Below are 15369 nucleotides of genomic sequence, written 5' to 3'. Positions count from 1 at the left end.
ATCGTGGCGTAGCGTGAGTGGTTGGCCATGCCGGGCACTGCCTGTCAGGTGCGGAAAGCAGAACGCCCCGCGCGGGGCGGGGCGTTCCGTCTGCAGGCAGGCTGCGTCAGTTGGTGACCGGCGCCGGCTTGTTCAGGCTCAGGTTGAGGAAGCCGTTGGCGTTGGTCGCGCCCAGACGCGACACCACGGTCAGGCCGCCGCCCAGGGGCAACTGGATCACCGGCGAGATGTCGGTGGCGCCGTCGCGCTTGCGGTAGCCCGGCAGCGGTGCGTTGTAGTGCACCGTTTGCACGAGGCTGCTGTTCGTGCCCGCGTAGCGCGTCACGGTGCTGGTGCCACTGTCGACCGAGACGACGGTGTTGTAGTCCGCCGTGATGTCGGTCTCGGATTCGCCCAGGGTGTCGGCCGAGAACTGCCAGTAATGGCTGACCTGGCCCACCGTCGGCAAGCTGGAGCTGCGCTGGTTGGTGAAGAACTGGACGCTGCCGCTGTCCTTGTTGTACGCGACCAGCGTCACCACGTCGCCGAACTTGAAGGCGTAGGCGTGGTCGTTGGCCAGCCCGCCCGTGCCCGAGAAGCCGCCGGCCGCGCTGTCGGCCACGAAGCCGGTGTTGGCGGGAATGTCGTTGGGCACCACCAGGGACGTGCAGCCGCCGGCGATGCTGGAGGTGATGGGACAGGCCAAGCCATCCGTGACCACGCCGCCGTTGAAGCTGACGGCGCCGTAGGCCAGCGAGAAGTAGTCCGCGTCGGTCTCGCGCTCCCAGCCCAGGCGGTTGAACACGCCGTTCAGATCGGACGCCTTCACCGCACCGTCGCCCGCCTGCTCGGGGAAGAACAGCGTGACGGCGAAGCCTGGCGTGCCGGCGTACGTGACCGGGTCGGTGGCCAGCCCCAGGCCGTTGGGGCCGATCACCAGCTTGCTGCCGTTGAGCGTGAACTCGCAGGCGCTGCCGTTCACCGGCGCCAGCGTGGTGGTGGCGCCGCTGGCGTCGGTGATCTGCGCCGAGCGCGTCGTGCCGTCCGCGCCCAGCAGGCCGGCCTTGACCTGGAGCAGACCGGTCGCGTCGGTCTTGTCGCTGGAGGTGAGGTAGCGATAGGTACCGCTGGTCAGGCTGGCGCAGGTGGCCGCCACGCCCGAATCGTCCTGGGCGGCCGGTGCCGGAGCCGGCGCGGGGGGCGCCGGGGCTGGTGCGGGTGCCGGCGCGGGGGCCGCTGTCGGGAGCGGGAAGCCGAGGCCGCCGCCGCCGCCGCCACCACCACAGGCAGCCAGGGTGAGCATCAGGGCCGCCGCACTGGCCAGGCGAGTCTTTTTCGGAATGTGCATTTGGGTGTCTCTTTGCTGGAATGTGTCAAAAAGGGCTACTAACCCGGCGCCGAGTTTCTCGGGGAGTGCGGCCCAGGGGCATCGCATGAAAAGGGGATAGGTCGACCACAGGGGCGCGGTTCGGGACATGCCGCGAGCCGTTCCGCACTGGAAAATCCGGCTCCGAAGTCAGCCGATGTCTGAGCGCAGAAAGCGCTCTTCAACGGTCAGTGGTTCGACGGGCTTCAACAGCCCTTCGCAACCCGTGCAGCGAAATGGCGGTGGACGATCAGGCCTCGTGCTTCGAAAGGTTGGGCGCGTTGTCGCCTTCGACGGGCTACGATCAGCAACGCATGCCGCGCACTACGAGGCGAGAACCCCAGGCTGACCGAACCCCATTTCTGACCAGGAGCCTTCATGCGTACTGGACGCGGTCTTTCCATCCTTGTGCCACTGCTGGCAGCCGGTTTCGCGTTCGCTGCATCGGCCAGCACACCGACCCGCAGTGAGCTGAGGTTGGCAGGCTTGAAGATCGACGATCCTCTGGCCCTGGTGCACAAGAACCTCGGTCAGCCGCAACGCGTGATCGGCGCACCCGGCTCGGGCCACGCCATCCTGCTGTATCCCGGGTTGCGCATCGAGATGACGAGGTCCGGTCGGGTCTTGATGCTGAAATCCACGTCGTCGCGCTACTGCACGTCTTCGGGCGTGTGCCCGGGCAAGCCGCTCGCAGAAGTACGCAAGCGCTGGGGCGAGGGCACGACCGACGAGGATGCCCAGGGCCGCGGCAAGATCAGCTATGACGACATCGGCGGCTCCTCCTGCTTTGTGGAAGTCGAACCGGACACGTCGGGGCGAGTCGTGCACAGCGTGGGTTTTGCCTGTCCATGATGGCGGGGTGACACAGGCCGGATTCTGTGGACTGCGCGAGCGCAACGCGCTCTTTTTGCCGCCTGCGACAGTGCCGTCTCTCGATGCCTACATTGTTGAGAAGCATTCGCATTTATAATGAGTGCGGAAGTTTCCCACCCGAAAAGAGGCATCGATGGTTGTCGGCGAGTCGACCCCGCAACAGCAGGCGCACGCCCTCTACCGCGAGCACCACGGCTGGCTCTTCAGCTGGCTGCGGGGTCGGCTGGGCAACAGCTTCGACGCGGCGGACATCGCCCACGACACCTTCCTGCGCATCTGGTCCGGCCTGCGCGCCGGTGCCCTCCCGACGCTGCACGAGCCGCGCGCCTACCTGACCACGGTGGCCAAGCGCCTCGTCATCAACCACCACGAACGCCAATCGCTGGAGCGCGCCTACCAGGCGTCGCTCGCGCTGCTGCCCGAAGCGCTGGTGCCTTCGGTCGAGGAGCGCGCGATCCTGCTCGAGACGCTGCACGAACTCGATGCGCTGCTCGACGAACTGCCCGCCCGCGTGCGCACCGCGTTCCTGTTGTCGCAACTCGAAGGCCTCGGCTATGACGACATCGCCGTGCGGCTCGGTGTCAGCGTGCGCACCGTGACGCGCTACATGGCGCAGGGATTCGCGCAGTGCCTGCGGCTCATGCTGGCGACGCCGCCGTGAGCGCGGCGCAGGCACCAGGCGCCATCGATCCGCGATTGGTCGACGAGGCCGCGCAGTGGCTCGCGCGCATGCACGCGGGCCGCCTGTCCGACGCCGACGCGCAGCGCTGGGCGCAGTGGCGCGACCAGAGCCCCGAGCACCGGCGCGTGTGGCACAGCGCCGAGCAACTGAGCCGCAAGTTCGGCGCGGTGCCGCCGGACGTGGGCATGCCGGTGCTCGACCGGCGCCGGGGACTGGCGAACCGGCGCGCACTGCTGCGCACCGTGGCCGTGCTGGTGGCCGCACCGTCTGCGGCCTGGCTCGGCTACCGCGCGGTGCCCTGGCCGTCGCTGGGCGCCGAGTACCGCACGGCGACGGGCGAGCGTCGCACCATCGAGCTGGCCGACCGCAGCCGCACCACGCTGAACACCGCGACGGCCATCGACGTGGCGTTCGATGCCACGCAGCGGTTGGTGCGACAGCGCAGCGGTGAAATCCTTGTCGAGACCGCACCCGACACGAACCCCGGAATTTCGCGACCGTTCCTGGTCGAGACGCCGCAAGGCCGGCTGCGCGCGCTGGGCACGCGCTTCATCGTGCGCATCGACGAAGGGGGGCACACCCGCCTCACGGTGCTGGCCGGCGCGGTCGAAGTGAGCGCTGCACGCGCCACCGGCACCCCGGTGGTCGTGCCGGCCGGTCGGCAGCTGAGCTTCACCGCCGACGGGACGGGCCCGGTGACACCGGCCGCGAGCGGCGCCGAAGCCTGGACGCAAGGCGTGCTCTACGCCGAGGAGATGCGCCTGGCCGATGTGCTCTCGGAAATCGGCCGTTACCGCAGCGGCGTGCTGCGCTGCGACCCCGCCGTGGCCGACCTGCGTGTGTCGGGCGCGTTCCAGCTCGAGGACACCGACCGTGTGCTCGCCGTCCTCGCGCAGACCCTGCCCGTGCGCCTCGATGCGCGCACGCGCTACTGGGTGACGGTGACCGCCCGGTGAGGCCTGGCTGCCTTGCGCAGCGCCTGGAAAAAACTTGCCGGTGCGTGTCCGGTTTTCGCGTCTCGCCTGTCATGTCGATGAAGAGCAAGCAAGCCATCCACTTCCCGACATGCGACAAGGACACCCTTCATGACCGCCAGGCCTTCCGTCTTCCCGAACTCCCGTGACGCGGCGCACCACCGCCCGCGCCTGGCCGTGCGCGCCGTGCAGGGCGCGCTGTGCGTCCTCGGCCTGGCCACCGCCGGGCTGGCCGCGTTGCCGGCCCATGCGGCCGATGGCGTCGCATCTGCCGCGCGCAAGGCCTACCGCGTGCCGGCCGGTCCGCTCGGGCCGGCGCTGCTGAGCTTCGCGGGGCAGGGCGGTTTCAACCTCAGCTTCGACCTGGCCCGCACGCGCGGGCTGAGCACGCCGGGCCTGGCCGGCGAGTTCTCCGCCGAAGAAGGGCTCGGCCGGCTGCTGCAAGGCAGCGGCTTGCGCGCACGGCGGCTGGCCAGCGGCGACTTCACGCTGGATGCAACGCCGGTCCCCGTCGCCGCTGCGCCGGCCGTTGAATCCGCACCGGCCGAGGACGCCTTGCCCGCCGTCACCGTGACCGCCCGCACGCAGAGCAACCTCATGGCGCCGACGCGGCAGGTCACCGTGCTCGAACGCGAAGAGCTCGACACCCTGCGCCAGGGCTCCGACAGCGTCGCCACCTTGCTCAGCAAGGTCGTGCCCGGCATGGCCGATTCGAGCCACACCATCACCGACTTCGGCCAGACCCTGCGCGGGCGCAACATGCTCGTGCTGGTCGACGGCATTCCGCTCAACACCAACCGCGATTCGTCGCGCAACCTGGCCAACATCAACCCCGCCGACGTCGAGCAGATCGAAGTGCTGCGCGGCAGCAGCGCCATCTACGGCAGCGGCGCGGCCGGCGGCATCGTGTCGATCCGCACGCGCCAGCCCAGCGGCGAAGCGCGCGCCGAAACCACCGTCACCGGCGTGCTGCCGCTGTCGCGCCCGGGCGGCGCCGGGCTGGGCGCCGAGGTGCAGCACTACCTCTCGGGCGGCGGCGAGGTCTTCGACTATTCGGTGAGTCTCGGCGCACGGCGCGTGGGCGGCTCGTACGACGCGCGCGGCGACCGCATTGCACCGGAGCCCAGCCAGGGCGACCTGTTCGACTCCAACATCTACAACGCGTCCGCCAAGATCGGCTACCGCATCGACGCCAACCAGCGGCTGCAGTTGTCGGCGAGCCACTACGACGCGAAGCAGGACACCGACTACGCCTCCGACGCGTCCGTGGCCAGGCTGCTCGCGGGCAGCGTCGCGGCGCGCCCGCTCAAGGGCTTGCAGCTGGACAAGCAGAACCGCGTGACCAACAGCCTGCTCGGCCTGGACTACACGAACCGCGACATCGCCGGCAGCACGCTCGCCGCGCAGCTGTACTACCGCGACTTCTTCACCCGCTTCGCGCCCTTCGACGCGCGCGGTGTCGTGGCGCGCGGTTCGAGCGTCGACCAGGTGATGCAGAACTCACGCGTGTACGGCGGCCGGTTGACGGTCAAGACGCCCTTCGGCGCCGACAAGAAGACGCAGCTCACCTGGGGCGCCGACTTCAACCAGGAGCGCACCGACATGCCGCTGGACGTGTTCGACCCGAAGCTCTACGACGCCAGCCGTGGTCTGAGCTTCAACCGCACCGGCACGCTGATCTTCATGCCGCCGATCACCACGCGCAGCCTGGGCGCCTTCGGCCAGCTGCAACACCGCTTCAACGACCAGTGGTCGGTGGAGGGCGGGGCGCGCTACGACAAGGCCAGCGCGCGCTTCGACAGCTTCACGCCGCTGTCGCAGCTGCGTGCGCGCAACCCCGCCCAGGTGACGGGCGGCACGGTGGACTACGGTGCCTGGACCTACAACGCCGGCGTGGTGTTCAACCCGAGCAAGCGCCACGACATCTACGCCTCGTACAGCCAGGGCTTCGAGCTGCCCGACATCGGCCTGCAGGTGCGCAACGCGACCCCGAGCTTCAACATCCGCAGCTCCAACCTGCAGCCGGTGAAGACCGAGACGGTGGAGCTGGGCTGGCGCGGCCGTTTCGACAACGCGGCGGCCAGCCTGAGCGTGTTTCAGTCGCAATCGGCGCTGGGCGCGGTCCAGAGTTCGTTCAACGGCCTGGTCATGACGCGCACCAGGGAACGCATCCACGGCATCGAAGGCGCCATCGACTACGCCGGCAGCAGCGACCGCTGGGCCGCGGGCGGTTCCTTCACCTGGATGAAGGGCCGCGAGCTGCCGCAGGGCGGCACGCGCTACCAGGACATGTGGGGCTACCGCATTCCGCCGCTCAAGCTGACCGCCTACGTGGAGTACAAGCCCAGCGCGCGCTGGAGCCACCGGCTGCAGGCCGTGTCATATGGTTCGAAGGACTACCGGCTCGACGGCGTGAACAGCTTCGGGCGCCGCGAGGTCAGCGGGTACACCACCGTGGACCTCGTCAGCCGCTTCAAGATCGACGAGAAGAACAACGTCGTCATCGGCGTGGAGAACCTGTTCAACCGCAAGTACTTCCCGCTGTACAGCCAGCTGCTGCGCAACAGCAACAACACGAGCCGGCTGCCGGCCGCGGGCGCGGTGCTGAAGGTGAGCTACTCGCACCGCTGGTAAGGCACACAATGACCCAGGGCGTTCACTGACGTTCGGTGAACGCCCTTTTTCATTGGGAAATCGGCCGTGTGCCGGGCTGCGCTTGAGCGCGGGAACTCACCATCGTTCGCGGGCCCGCCAGACGCCATCGCGTGGGCAGGAGACCGCCCTCAGTTCGCGGCCACCGCCTTCACCGGCCAGTCGCGCAGCTTGCCCGGGTTCAGCAAGCCCATCGGATCGAAGCGTCTCTTCACCTCGATGACTTCCGGCGGCAGCGGCCCGCCGGCCTTGCCGTCTTCCACGATGTTCACGTGCGGGTTGTTGATGTGCACTTGGTGCGCGCGGTGGATGTCGATGATCTCGTTCAGGCGATCCTCGGTGCTGAAGCGCACCAGCTGCAGCCCGCTGCAGGTCAGCAGCCCCGCCGCATTGCGCAGGAACTCGACGTGCATCATGACCTCGCCGCCCAGCAGTTTCTCCATCTCGATGACCTGCTCGACATGCCGGCCGGGGATGAACCCGCTTTGCAGGTAGGTCAGCGTCGGGTCGATCTTCAGCGCGTGCAGCGTCGTGTGGTTCCAGGTGAACTCCATCAGCGTGCGGTTGCTCTTCTGTACTTCGGCGGCCGTCTTGCGGTAGCCCACGGTGCCGCCGTGCGCTTGCGCCAGCAGCATCATGGCCGGCTCGCTCTGCTCGGCCACCAGCGACAGCACGGTGTGGCAGCCCTTCGGCAGGTGCGCCGCCAGTTGCGCGAGGTGGTCGGCGATGGGCGCCGCGAAGAAGGTGACGCCGCGCTTCACGATGCCCGGCGCATGCGCGAGCTTGTCCGCGAAGTTCAGCGCGTTCTCGAAGTCGTCGAAGGTCACCAGCGTCTCGAGCCACGGATGCGCGGGTGCCAGTGCGATCTCCAGCTCCAGCACGAGGCCGTTGGTGCCCCACAGGTGGTGCATGCGCATCGCTTCGGCGCCGCGCAGTTCGATCACCTGCGGCTCGGCCTCGATGGTCATCGCGCGAATGCCCAGCACATTGCCGGGCGCGCCCAGCGGCCCGTAGTTGATCGAGCCCACGCCGCCGAAGCCGCCACCGAACAGGCCGCCCAACGTGGCGCTGCGGTAGGTCGAGGGCACGCAGCGCATCTCCTGGCCGGTGGGTCTTGTCTGCTTCTCGAGTTCGCCCAGGCGGATGCCGGCCTGCGCGCGCGCCACGCCGGGCTGCACCCACAGGCAGGCGTTGTAGCCCGTCATGTCGAGCACCACGCCGCCGGCGAGCGGCGTGGTCTGGCCGTAGTTGCCGGTGCCGCTGCCGCGGATCGTGATGGGCACGCCGCGGCGTGCGCAGGCGCCCACCACCGCGCGGATGTCTTCTTCGGTGCGCGGGCGCACCACCACGTCGGCGCGCTTGTCCTTCAGCTGGCGCGTGAGCACCGGGCTGAACCAGGAGAAGTCCTGCGAGAGGCGCGTGACACGGCCTTCGTCGGTGATCCAGTCGAGGTCGGGGAGTTCGAGCAGCAGTTGTTCGATGGCGGAAGCGGGAGCGTTCATGGTCGATTTCAATCCTGGGAAAGTTCGCTCGCATGCCACGAGCCCAGCGCCACCTTGGTGAGCCAGGCCATCAGCACGAAGAGCGCCACACCGGTGAGGGAGATGAGCAACAAGGCCGCGAACATGCGCGGAATGTTCAGCTGGAAGCCCGCCTGCAGGATCTGGTAGGCCAGCCCCGCGCCGGAGCCGCCCGTGCCGGCCACGAACTCCGCCACCACCGCGCCGATCAGCGCCAGGCCGCTGGAGATGCGCAGCCCGCCGAAGAAGTACGGCAGCGCGCTCGGAATGCGCAGGCGCACCAGCTGCTGCCAGCGCGTGGCGCGGTTCAGCTTGAAGTAGCTCTGCAGGTCGGGGTCGATGCTGCGCAGGCCCAGCGTCGTGTTGCTGATGATCGGAAACAGCGCTACCAGCGCCGCGCACACCGTCATGGCCGCCACCGGGTTCTTCACCCAGATGATGATCAGCGGCGCCACGGCCACGATGGGCGTGACCTGCAGCAGCACCGCGTACGGAAAGAGCGCGGTCTCGATGCGCTTGCTCTGCACGAACAGGAACGAGATCAGCACGCCCGCCACCGTCGCCAGCGCGAAAGACAGCACCGTGATCTTCAACGTGACCAGGAGCGCGCTGCCCAGCGGCGCCCAGTCGGTCGCCAGCGTCTGCATCATCAGCCAGGGCGAGGGCACGAGGTAGGGCGGCAGTTCCATGGCGACCACCATCCATTGCCACAGCGCGACCAGCACCACGCCGATGAGCACCGGGTAGAGCACGCGCTGCACGCGCGGCTGGCCCAGCAGGGGCGTTGCGGGTTTCGTCGTTGCCTTCATGGCGCGGCCTCCTCTTCTTCTGTGGTGCTGGCGCGCAGCAGGCTGTCCTGCAATTGCTTCGCGTAGCGCGCGAACTCGGGCGTGACCATGAAGTCGGCCTGGCGCGGGTAGGGCTCGTCGATCTGGAACTGCTCGACCACGCGACCCGGCCGCGCGGCCATCATCACCACGCGACTGGACAGGAACACCGCCTCGTGGATCGAGTGCGTCACGAAGATCACCGTGAGCTTCTTCTTGCGCCACAGCTCGAGCAGGTCGGCGTCGAGCTTGTGGCGCGTGATCTCGTCGAGCGCGCCGAAGGGTTCGTCCATCAGCAGCAGGTCGGGCTGCGTGACCAGGCCGCGCGCGATCGACACGCGCATCTGCATGCCGCCCGACAGCGCACGCGGCAGCGCACTGGCGAACTTCTCCAGCCCCACGAGCGCGAGCGATTCCGTCACCCGCGCATCGGCCTCCTTGCGGGGCACGCCGGCCAGGTCCAGCGGCAGCCGCACATTGGTCTGCACGCTGGCCCACGGCATCAGCGTGGGCGACTGGAACACGAACGACATCTTGTGCGGGCAGTCGTGCAACTGCGCCACGGGCTTGCGCCACACCAGCAGGCGCCCGTCGCTGGGTTCGAGCATGCCCGCCACCATCTTCAGCAGCGTGCTCTTGCCGCAGCCCGAGGGGCCGAGCAGCGTGACGAATTCGCCTTCGGCGATCGACAGGTCCACCGGCAGCAGCGCCTGCGTGCCGTTGGGGTAGGTCTTCTCGGCCGAGAGCACTTCCACCGCGGGCACGGCAGGGGTGGTCGGCGGCGCGAGGGTGTGGGGGTCGATGCGGTTCATGGCGCGGCGAGATTCAGGGCAAGACCTTGGCGTCCTTCACGAACTCGGTCGTGTAGGTTTTTGCGAGGTCCACCTTGGCCGGGTCGAGCAGCTTGGAAGCCACCAGGAAGTCGTAGCTCGCTTTGGCGCGCGCATCGGTGATCACGCCGATGCCCAGCTTGGCCGCATCGCCGCCGGTGACCATGCCCATCTCCTTGAGCTTGGCCACGCTGTAGGCGAGCTGGTCGTCGGTCATGTTGGGGTTGTCCTTCTTGATCAGCGCGTTGGCCGGTGCCGGGTCGGCCAGGTAGCTCTTCCAGCCTTCGGCCGAGGCCTTCACGAAGGCCGCGACCTGCTTGCTGCGCTCCTTCACCGTCTTGTCCATGCACGACACGGTGACCGCGTACGAGGGGTAGCCGTGGTCGCTGAACATCAGCACCGTGCTCTTCACGCCGGCCTTCTGGATGGCGTAGGGCTCGGAGGTCAGGTAGCCCTGCTGCGCGGTGTTGGGGTCGGCCACGAAGGGCTGGATGTTGAAGGTGTAGGGGCGCGTCTGTTCGTCCTTCAGGCCGAAGCGGGCCTTGAGCCATGGCCAGTAGCCGCGGTTGGCCTGCGCGCCGATCAGCAGCGTCTTGCCCTTGAGGTCCTCGAATTTCTTGACGTCGTCGTGCGCGATCAGCACCTGCGGGTCCTTCTGGAAGAAGGCCGCCACGTTGACCACCGGCACGCCGCCTTCGCGCACCTGCATCATCTGGATGTCGCTCGATCCCATGATGCAGTCGGCCTGGCCCGCGGCCATCATCTGCGTGATGTTGACCTGCGGGCCGCCCATGCGGATGGTCACGTCCAGGCCGTGCTTCTTGTAGATGCCCTGCGCCACCGCCTGGTAGAAGCCGCCGTGCTCGGCCTGCGCGTACCAGTTGGTCATGTAGGTGAACTTGTCCTGGGCCTGTGCGGGTGCAACGGCCGTGAGGAGCGAGAGCGCGGCGGCGCCGGCCAGGGAAAGAGCGAAGGAACGCATGGTGGGGACCTCTCGAAGGCGGGATGAAAAAGAAGAGTGAAGCCGTTGCAAGGAGCGCGCCTCAGGCCGGCACGAACGACTGCTGGATGAAGCCCTGCTGGTGGCCGCGCTCCCAGGTGGCTTCCTCGCGCACGACCCAGCGCAGCGCATGAAGCTCCGTCAGCGCCTGGGCCCAGCTGTCCGAGAGCGTGTCCAGGATTTCGAGGCCCTGTTCGCGCGTGGCGCTGGTCGGGTCGCCGATCACGCCGCTGGGGCCGAAGTCGCGCGCGGTCCAGGCGCAGGCCGGGCGGCCGTCGGCCGACAGCAGCTGGATCGGGAAGGGCGGCGGAAAGTTGGCCACCGCGCGTTCCATGTGCACGGTGTCGGGCGCCAGCGCGAGCATCAGCGCGGTCTCGGAATGGCCCGCGTGCATCGCGAGCTTCTTCTCCTGCTCGCTCACCTGCCGGCTCGCCGCGCTGGGCAGGCGCGACACGCCGTGCGGCACGATCACGAAGTCGCCGTGGCGCAGGCGCAGTTCGCGCGCCGCCATCTCCAGCACCTGCGGCTGGCCGCCGTGCCCGTTGGCGAACAGCAGCTTGCGAAAGCCCGAGCGGTACACCGATTCGCCGATCTCGATCACGGTCGACAGCAGCGTGGTGCCCGTGAGCGTCACGGTGCCGGGAAAGTGCAGGTGCTCTTCCGACTTGCCGTAGGTGATCGGCGGCAGGGCAAAGGCGCGCACCTCGGCCGGCAGCTTCTCCAGCGCCTTGCCCATCACGCCCGAGGCGATCACGCTGTCGACCGAGCACGGCAGGTGTGGGCCGTGCTGCTCGATCGCGCCGCACGGCAGCACGATGACGGTGTTCTCGCGGTCGGGCAGCGCGGCGATTTCGGCCCAGCTCAGGTAGGGCAGGAAGCGGTGGGGCGGGATGTAGCCGTGGAGCATGGGGGTCCTTGCGTGTTCTTTATTCAGGGAGGAAAGGCGATGCATCGCCGTGCGTCACGCGGCCGTCGCGCAGCACCACGCGGGTGGCGCTGCGCGAGGGCCAGCCGTGGCGGTCGGCCTGCGTGAACAGCACCAGGTCGGCCTTGGCGCCGACCAGCGTGGGCGTCGTCGTGGCGGGCGCGCGTCCAAGCCAGTCGCTGCGGCACAGCGCCTGCGACCAGGTGTCGAAGGGTTCGTCGAGCTGCGCCACCAGCGCGGCGGTGCCCAGCGCCTCGACGGGGTCGAAGCTGCCGAGGCGGCAGAACGGGTCCTGCACGTTGTCGCTCGCGAACAGCAGCGGAATGCCGCGCGCATGCGCTTCCTTGACCAGCGTGATGCCGCGCTGGCGCGGCGTGCGCCCGGTGACGGCGTCCTGCAACAGCAGGTTGGTGGTGGGCAGCGACACCACGGTGATCGGCGCGCGCGCCACGGCGTCCAGCGTGGCGAAGGCCTGCGCCTCGGGCTGGGCCGCCAGCGCGCAGAGGTGGCCGCAGACCACGCGGCCTTCGTAGCCGATCTCGCGCAGGAGGCGCGCGGTGGTCTGCAGGCCCACGGCCGAGGCGTCGAGTTCCTCGTCCACGTGCAGGTCGATGTCGAGCTCGCAGGCCTGCGCCGCCAACAGCAGGTTGCACAGCGCGTTCTCGCTCCAATTGGTGGAGTGCACGAAGCCGCCGAGCAGTGCGTGCGCTCCGGTGGCCTTCACCAGCCGCGCCAGGCGCAGCGCCTGCGATGCGTCTTCGAACAGGGGCAGCTTGATGAGGGCGACCTGCTCCAGCCGCACCCGGCCGGCCCATTCCTGCGCCAGCTCGGCCATGACGGGCCAGGCGGTGGGCAGCGCGTCGGGCTCCCACCAGTCGACGTGCGTGCGCACATGGGCGGTGCCGCATGCCCAGGCCCATTGCAGGCCGCGCGATGCGCGCTCGCGCACGTCGGCGGGCGTCCAGTGCACGCGGTCGGCCAGCATCGCGTCGATCGCCCCGAGCAGGCCGGGCTGCACCTTTTGCATGCGCGCCAGCGTGAATGCCTTGTCCAGGTGCGTGTGCGCGTCGACGAAGGCGGGGAGGGCGAGTGTGCCGGCGAGGTCCCAGCCGGCGCCCGGCGTGATGTCCCTCGCGGGCTGCACCGACCGGACGCGGCCGGCTTCGATGGCGACGCGTGCGAGTTCGGGCACCCCGTGGCGCTGCGGCCAGTCGGCGGGCAGCAGCCAGCGCGGCAGCCGTGCGTTGTCCAGCAGCGTGGGCGCGTTCATGCGAAACGCGCCCCCGTCGGGCCTGCGGGGGCGCTGGTTTCCATCGACAGACAGCAGGCAACGCGGATGTGCATGAATTTGACCAATTAATCAGAGCAACTGGTCAGGTTATGCAAGCGACGTGCCAGTCCGGGTGCACCGGACTGGGGAGGCGGGCGTCAGCCCGCGGCTGATGCGACTACGTTGCCTGGCGCGGCCAGAGCCGCACCGCCAGCGCGGCGGTGGCCGTGGCGCTCGCCAGCGCCGTCACGCCGGCCCAGCCCCAAGAAGCGAGCACCAGCGCGCCCAGCGCCGAGCCGGTCGCCATGCCGATGAACATGCTGGTGAACAGCACGGCGTTGAGCCGGCTGCGCGCACCGGGCTCGATGCCGTAGACGATGGTCTGGTGGGCGATGAGCGCCGCCTGCATGCCCAGGTCGAAGCCGATCGCTGCGAGTGCCAGCAGCCACAGCTGCGCATGCGGCGTCATCAGCGGTGCCAGCCCCATGGCTGCGAACGACACCAGCGCCAGCCCCGCGCCCAGGCGCGTCACCAGTTCCGGTCCGCGCCGGTCGGCGAGCCGCCCGGCCAGCGGCGCCGCCAGCGCGCCCGCCGCGCCGGCCAGGCCGAAGGCGCCTGCCGCCGCGCTGCCCAGGTGGAAGGGCTCGCCGTGCAGCATCACGGCCAGCGTCGACCAGAAGGCGCTGAACCCCACGGCCAGCAGCGCCTGGGCCAGCGCCGCGCGGCGCAGCATGCCGTGGCGCGACCACAGCGTGCCCAGCGAGCCGAGCAGGGCGCCGTAGGCCAGGTGCGTCGTCGGCCGAAAGCGCGGCAGCCCGCGCCAGGCCGCGGCGCCGATGAGTGCGATGCTGGCCGCGGCCGCGATGAACATCGCGCGCCAGCCGAAGTGCTCGGCCACGAAGCCGCTCACCACGCGCGACAGCAGGATGCCCAGCAGCAGCCCCGTCATCACCGTGCCGACCGTCTTGCCGCGCGTGGCGTCGGGCGCCAGCGTGGCGGCGGCGGGCACGAGGTCCTGCGCCATGGTGGCCGCCAGCCCGATCGCGAGGCTGGCCGCCAGCAGCACGCCGATCGACGGTGCCGCGCCGGCCACCAGCAGTGCGGCGCACAGCGCCCCTGCCTTGATCAGCACGATGCGGCGCCGGTCGAAGCGGTCGCCCAGCGGCGCCAGCAGCAGGATGCCCAGCGCATAGCCCAGTTGCGTGAGCGTGGGAATGAAGCCCACCGCACGGGTGGAGGCGCCGATGTCGGCGCCCAGCACCCCGAGCATCGGCTGGGCGTAGTAGAGCGAGGCCACCGACAGGCCCGCGCCGGCGGCCAGCAGCAGGATCAGCGAGGCCGGCAGGCCGTGCCCCGGCGCGGTGGCCGGTGCATGCGTAGTTTGAATGAAAGACATGGTGTTAACCCTCGATTATCGAAGCAAGGGTTGGAATGTGCCCGTTGGTGGCTTGGCTTGGTAGTCCCGCGGATCGCACAATGCCCATACGCCAAACGTATAAATGAGGCCATGTCAACTTCACCTGCCGTCGACCGCATCGAGCTGATGCAGACCTTTCTTCACATCGTCGAGGCCGGCAGCCTGTCGGCCGCCGCGCTCCAGATGGGCGCGACCCAGCCCACCGTGAGCCGTCGCCTGCAGGCGCTGGAGCGCTCGCTGGGCGTGCGGCTGCTGCGCCGCTCCACGCACGCCATGAAGCTCACGGAAGACGGCGAGCGCTGCTACGAGCGCGCCCGAGAGCTGATCGCCGACTGGCACGCCTTCGAAGCCGACCTGCGTGGCGTCGGCGACGAGCCCGAGGGCACGCTGCGGGTGGTGGCGCCGCATGCGCTGGGCCAGCTGTTGCTGGTCGGTCCGCTGGCCGAGTACCTGCGCGCCTATCCGCGCGTGTCCGTCGAATGGCTGCTGAACGACCGCCGGCCCGACTTCATCGCCGAGGGCGTCGACTGCGCGATCCAGGTCGGCGAGATGACCGACGCGATGGCCGTGGCGGTGAAGGTCTCGGAGGTTCCGCGCGTGGTGGTCGCCGCGCCCTCGCTGCTGGAGGGCCGCCCGCCGCCCGCGCACGCGGCGGAACTGGCCGAGCTGCCGTGGCTCGCGCTGCGCACCTTCTATCGCAACGAGGTGCTGCTCACGCACCGGCCGACCGGCGAGATCGCGCGCGTGCCGATCCGTCCACGCATGAGCACCGACAGCCTCTATGCGCTGCAAAGCGCGGCGCGCATGGGACTGGGCGCCTGCCTGGGTTCGGCCTGGCTGCTGAACGAGGACATCGCCGCCGGACGGCTGGTGCAGCTCGTGCCGCAATGGCATGTGGCGCCGCTGCCCGTCTACCTGACCTACCCGCACACGCGCTTCCAGCCGGCGCGCTTGCGCCGCTTCATCGAGATGATGCGGCTTGCATTGGCCGACCCGACGGGCCAGGTCTGGGAGGCGCGCGTGGGCTGAGCGAGGGCGGTGCGCGGACGGCGCG

13 protein-coding genes are annotated in these 15369 nt (G+C 69.4%); 5 read left to right on the top strand and 8 right to left on the bottom strand.

Annotated elements, in window-relative coordinates; all coding sequences use genetic code 11:
- Nucleotides 1-106 precede the first annotated feature (106 nt).
- Nucleotides 107-1327, bottom strand: a complete 1221-nt coding sequence (locus FFI97_RS13420; protein ID WP_185993609.1) for a hypothetical protein — start codon at nt 1325-1327, stop codon at nt 107-109.
- A 396-nt stretch (nt 1328-1723) separates the two neighbouring features.
- Here FFI97_RS13420 and FFI97_RS13410 point away from each other — a divergent pair, with 396 nt between their 5' ends.
- The 4 genes from FFI97_RS13410 (at nt 1724) to FFI97_RS13395 (ending at nt 6508) form a co-directional block, all read left to right on the top strand.
- Nucleotides 1724-2197: a hypothetical protein gene (locus tag FFI97_RS13410; protein ID WP_139705152.1), complete on the top strand. Its 474-nt coding sequence runs from the start codon at nt 1724-1726 to the stop codon at nt 2195-2197.
- A gap of 154 nt (nt 2198-2351) precedes the next feature.
- Complete coding sequence (locus FFI97_RS13405; protein ID WP_139705154.1) at nt 2352-2879, top strand: sigma-70 family RNA polymerase sigma factor; 528 nt, start codon at nt 2352-2354, stop codon at nt 2877-2879.
- Complete coding sequence (locus tag FFI97_RS13400; RefSeq protein WP_260684991.1) at nt 2846-3856, top strand: FecR domain-containing protein; 1011 nt, start codon at nt 2846-2848, stop codon at nt 3854-3856. The genes FFI97_RS13405 and FFI97_RS13400 overlap by 34 nt, the downstream gene beginning before the upstream one ends.
- A 129-nt stretch (nt 3857-3985) precedes the next feature.
- Nucleotides 3986-6508: a TonB-dependent siderophore receptor gene (locus FFI97_RS13395; RefSeq protein ID WP_139705156.1), complete on the top strand. Its 2523-nt coding sequence runs from the start codon at nt 3986-3988 to the stop codon at nt 6506-6508.
- 149 nt (nt 6509-6657) lie between these two features.
- Here the strand turns inward: FFI97_RS13395 and FFI97_RS13390 are convergent, their stop codons facing one another.
- From FFI97_RS13390 to FFI97_RS13360, 7 genes are all read right to left on the bottom strand, one after another.
- Nucleotides 6658-8028: an FAD-binding oxidoreductase gene (locus tag FFI97_RS13390; protein WP_139705158.1), complete on the bottom strand. Its 1371-nt coding sequence runs from the start codon at nt 8026-8028 to the stop codon at nt 6658-6660.
- 8 nt (nt 8029-8036) lie between these two features.
- The gene (locus FFI97_RS13385) at nt 8037-8855 is read right to left on the bottom strand and encodes an ABC transporter permease (protein WP_139705160.1); all 819 of its coding nucleotides are present in this window, start codon (nt 8853-8855) and stop codon (nt 8037-8039) included.
- On the bottom strand, nt 8852-9685 hold the full coding sequence (locus FFI97_RS13380) for an ABC transporter ATP-binding protein (RefSeq protein ID WP_139705162.1): 834 nt from the start codon (nt 9683-9685) through the stop codon (nt 8852-8854). The genes FFI97_RS13385 and FFI97_RS13380 overlap by 4 nt, the downstream gene beginning before the upstream one ends.
- Before the next feature lie 13 nt (nt 9686-9698).
- Nucleotides 9699-10685: an ABC transporter substrate-binding protein gene (locus FFI97_RS13375; RefSeq protein ID WP_095744428.1), complete on the bottom strand. Its 987-nt coding sequence runs from the start codon at nt 10683-10685 to the stop codon at nt 9699-9701.
- Nucleotides 10686-10746: 61 nt separating this feature from the next.
- On the bottom strand, nt 10747-11610 hold the full coding sequence (locus FFI97_RS13370) for a creatininase family protein (protein WP_139705165.1): 864 nt from the start codon (nt 11608-11610) through the stop codon (nt 10747-10749).
- A gap of 19 nt (nt 11611-11629) precedes the next feature.
- On the bottom strand, nt 11630-12898 hold the full coding sequence (locus FFI97_RS13365; protein WP_139705167.1) for an amidohydrolase family protein: 1269 nt from the start codon (nt 12896-12898) through the stop codon (nt 11630-11632).
- 178 nt (nt 12899-13076) lie between these two features.
- The gene (locus FFI97_RS13360) at nt 13077-14294 is read right to left on the bottom strand and encodes an MFS transporter (RefSeq protein WP_139705169.1); all 1218 of its coding nucleotides are present in this window, start codon (nt 14292-14294) and stop codon (nt 13077-13079) included.
- A gap of 111 nt (nt 14295-14405) precedes the next feature.
- Here FFI97_RS13360 and FFI97_RS13355 point away from each other — a divergent pair, with 111 nt between their 5' ends.
- Complete coding sequence (locus FFI97_RS13355; RefSeq protein ID WP_139705170.1) at nt 14406-15344, top strand: LysR family transcriptional regulator; 939 nt, start codon at nt 14406-14408, stop codon at nt 15342-15344.
- The last annotated feature ends 25 nt before the right edge of the window (nt 15345-15369 follow it).

It is taken from the genome of Variovorax sp. KBS0712, assembly GCF_006323185.2.
GTDB classification, from domain to species: Bacteria; Pseudomonadota; Gammaproteobacteria; order Burkholderiales; family Burkholderiaceae_C; genus Variovorax; species Variovorax boronicumulans.
The sequence above is the reverse complement of the archived record's forward strand: the minus strand, read 5'-3'. Positions and strand labels throughout refer to the sequence as shown.

Coding starts and splice junctions, on each gene's coding strand:
- FFI97_RS13410 (WP_139705152.1), top strand. CDS start 1,724: ATGCGTACTGGACGCGGTCTTTCCATCCTTGTGCCACTGCTGGCAGCC.
- FFI97_RS13390 (WP_139705158.1), bottom strand. CDS start 8,028: ATGAACGCTCCCGCTTCCGCCATCGAACAACTGCTGCTCGAACTCCCC.
- FFI97_RS13385 (WP_139705160.1), bottom strand. CDS start 8,855: ATGAAGGCAACGACGAAACCCGCAACGCCCCTGCTGGGCCAGCCGCGC.
- FFI97_RS13355 (WP_139705170.1), top strand. CDS start 14,406: ATGTCAACTTCACCTGCCGTCGACCGCATCGAGCTGATGCAGACCTTT.
- FFI97_RS13365 (WP_139705167.1), bottom strand. CDS start 12,898: ATGAACGCGCCCACGCTGCTGGACAACGCACGGCTGCCGCGCTGGCTG.
- FFI97_RS13380 (WP_139705162.1), bottom strand. CDS start 9,685: ATGAACCGCATCGACCCCCACACCCTCGCGCCGCCGACCACCCCTGCC.
- FFI97_RS13420 (WP_185993609.1), bottom strand. CDS start 1,327: ATGCACATTCCGAAAAAGACTCGCCTGGCCAGTGCGGCGGCCCTGATG.
- FFI97_RS13375 (WP_095744428.1), bottom strand. CDS start 10,685: ATGCGTTCCTTCGCTCTTTCCCTGGCCGGCGCCGCCGCGCTCTCGCTC.
- FFI97_RS13405 (WP_139705154.1), top strand. CDS start 2,352: ATGGTTGTCGGCGAGTCGACCCCGCAACAGCAGGCGCACGCCCTCTAC.
- FFI97_RS13370 (WP_139705165.1), bottom strand. CDS start 11,610: ATGCTCCACGGCTACATCCCGCCCCACCGCTTCCTGCCCTACCTGAGC.
- FFI97_RS13395 (WP_139705156.1), top strand. CDS start 3,986: ATGACCGCCAGGCCTTCCGTCTTCCCGAACTCCCGTGACGCGGCGCAC.
- FFI97_RS13360 (WP_139705169.1), bottom strand. CDS start 14,294: ATGTCTTTCATTCAAACTACGCATGCACCGGCCACCGCGCCGGGGCAC.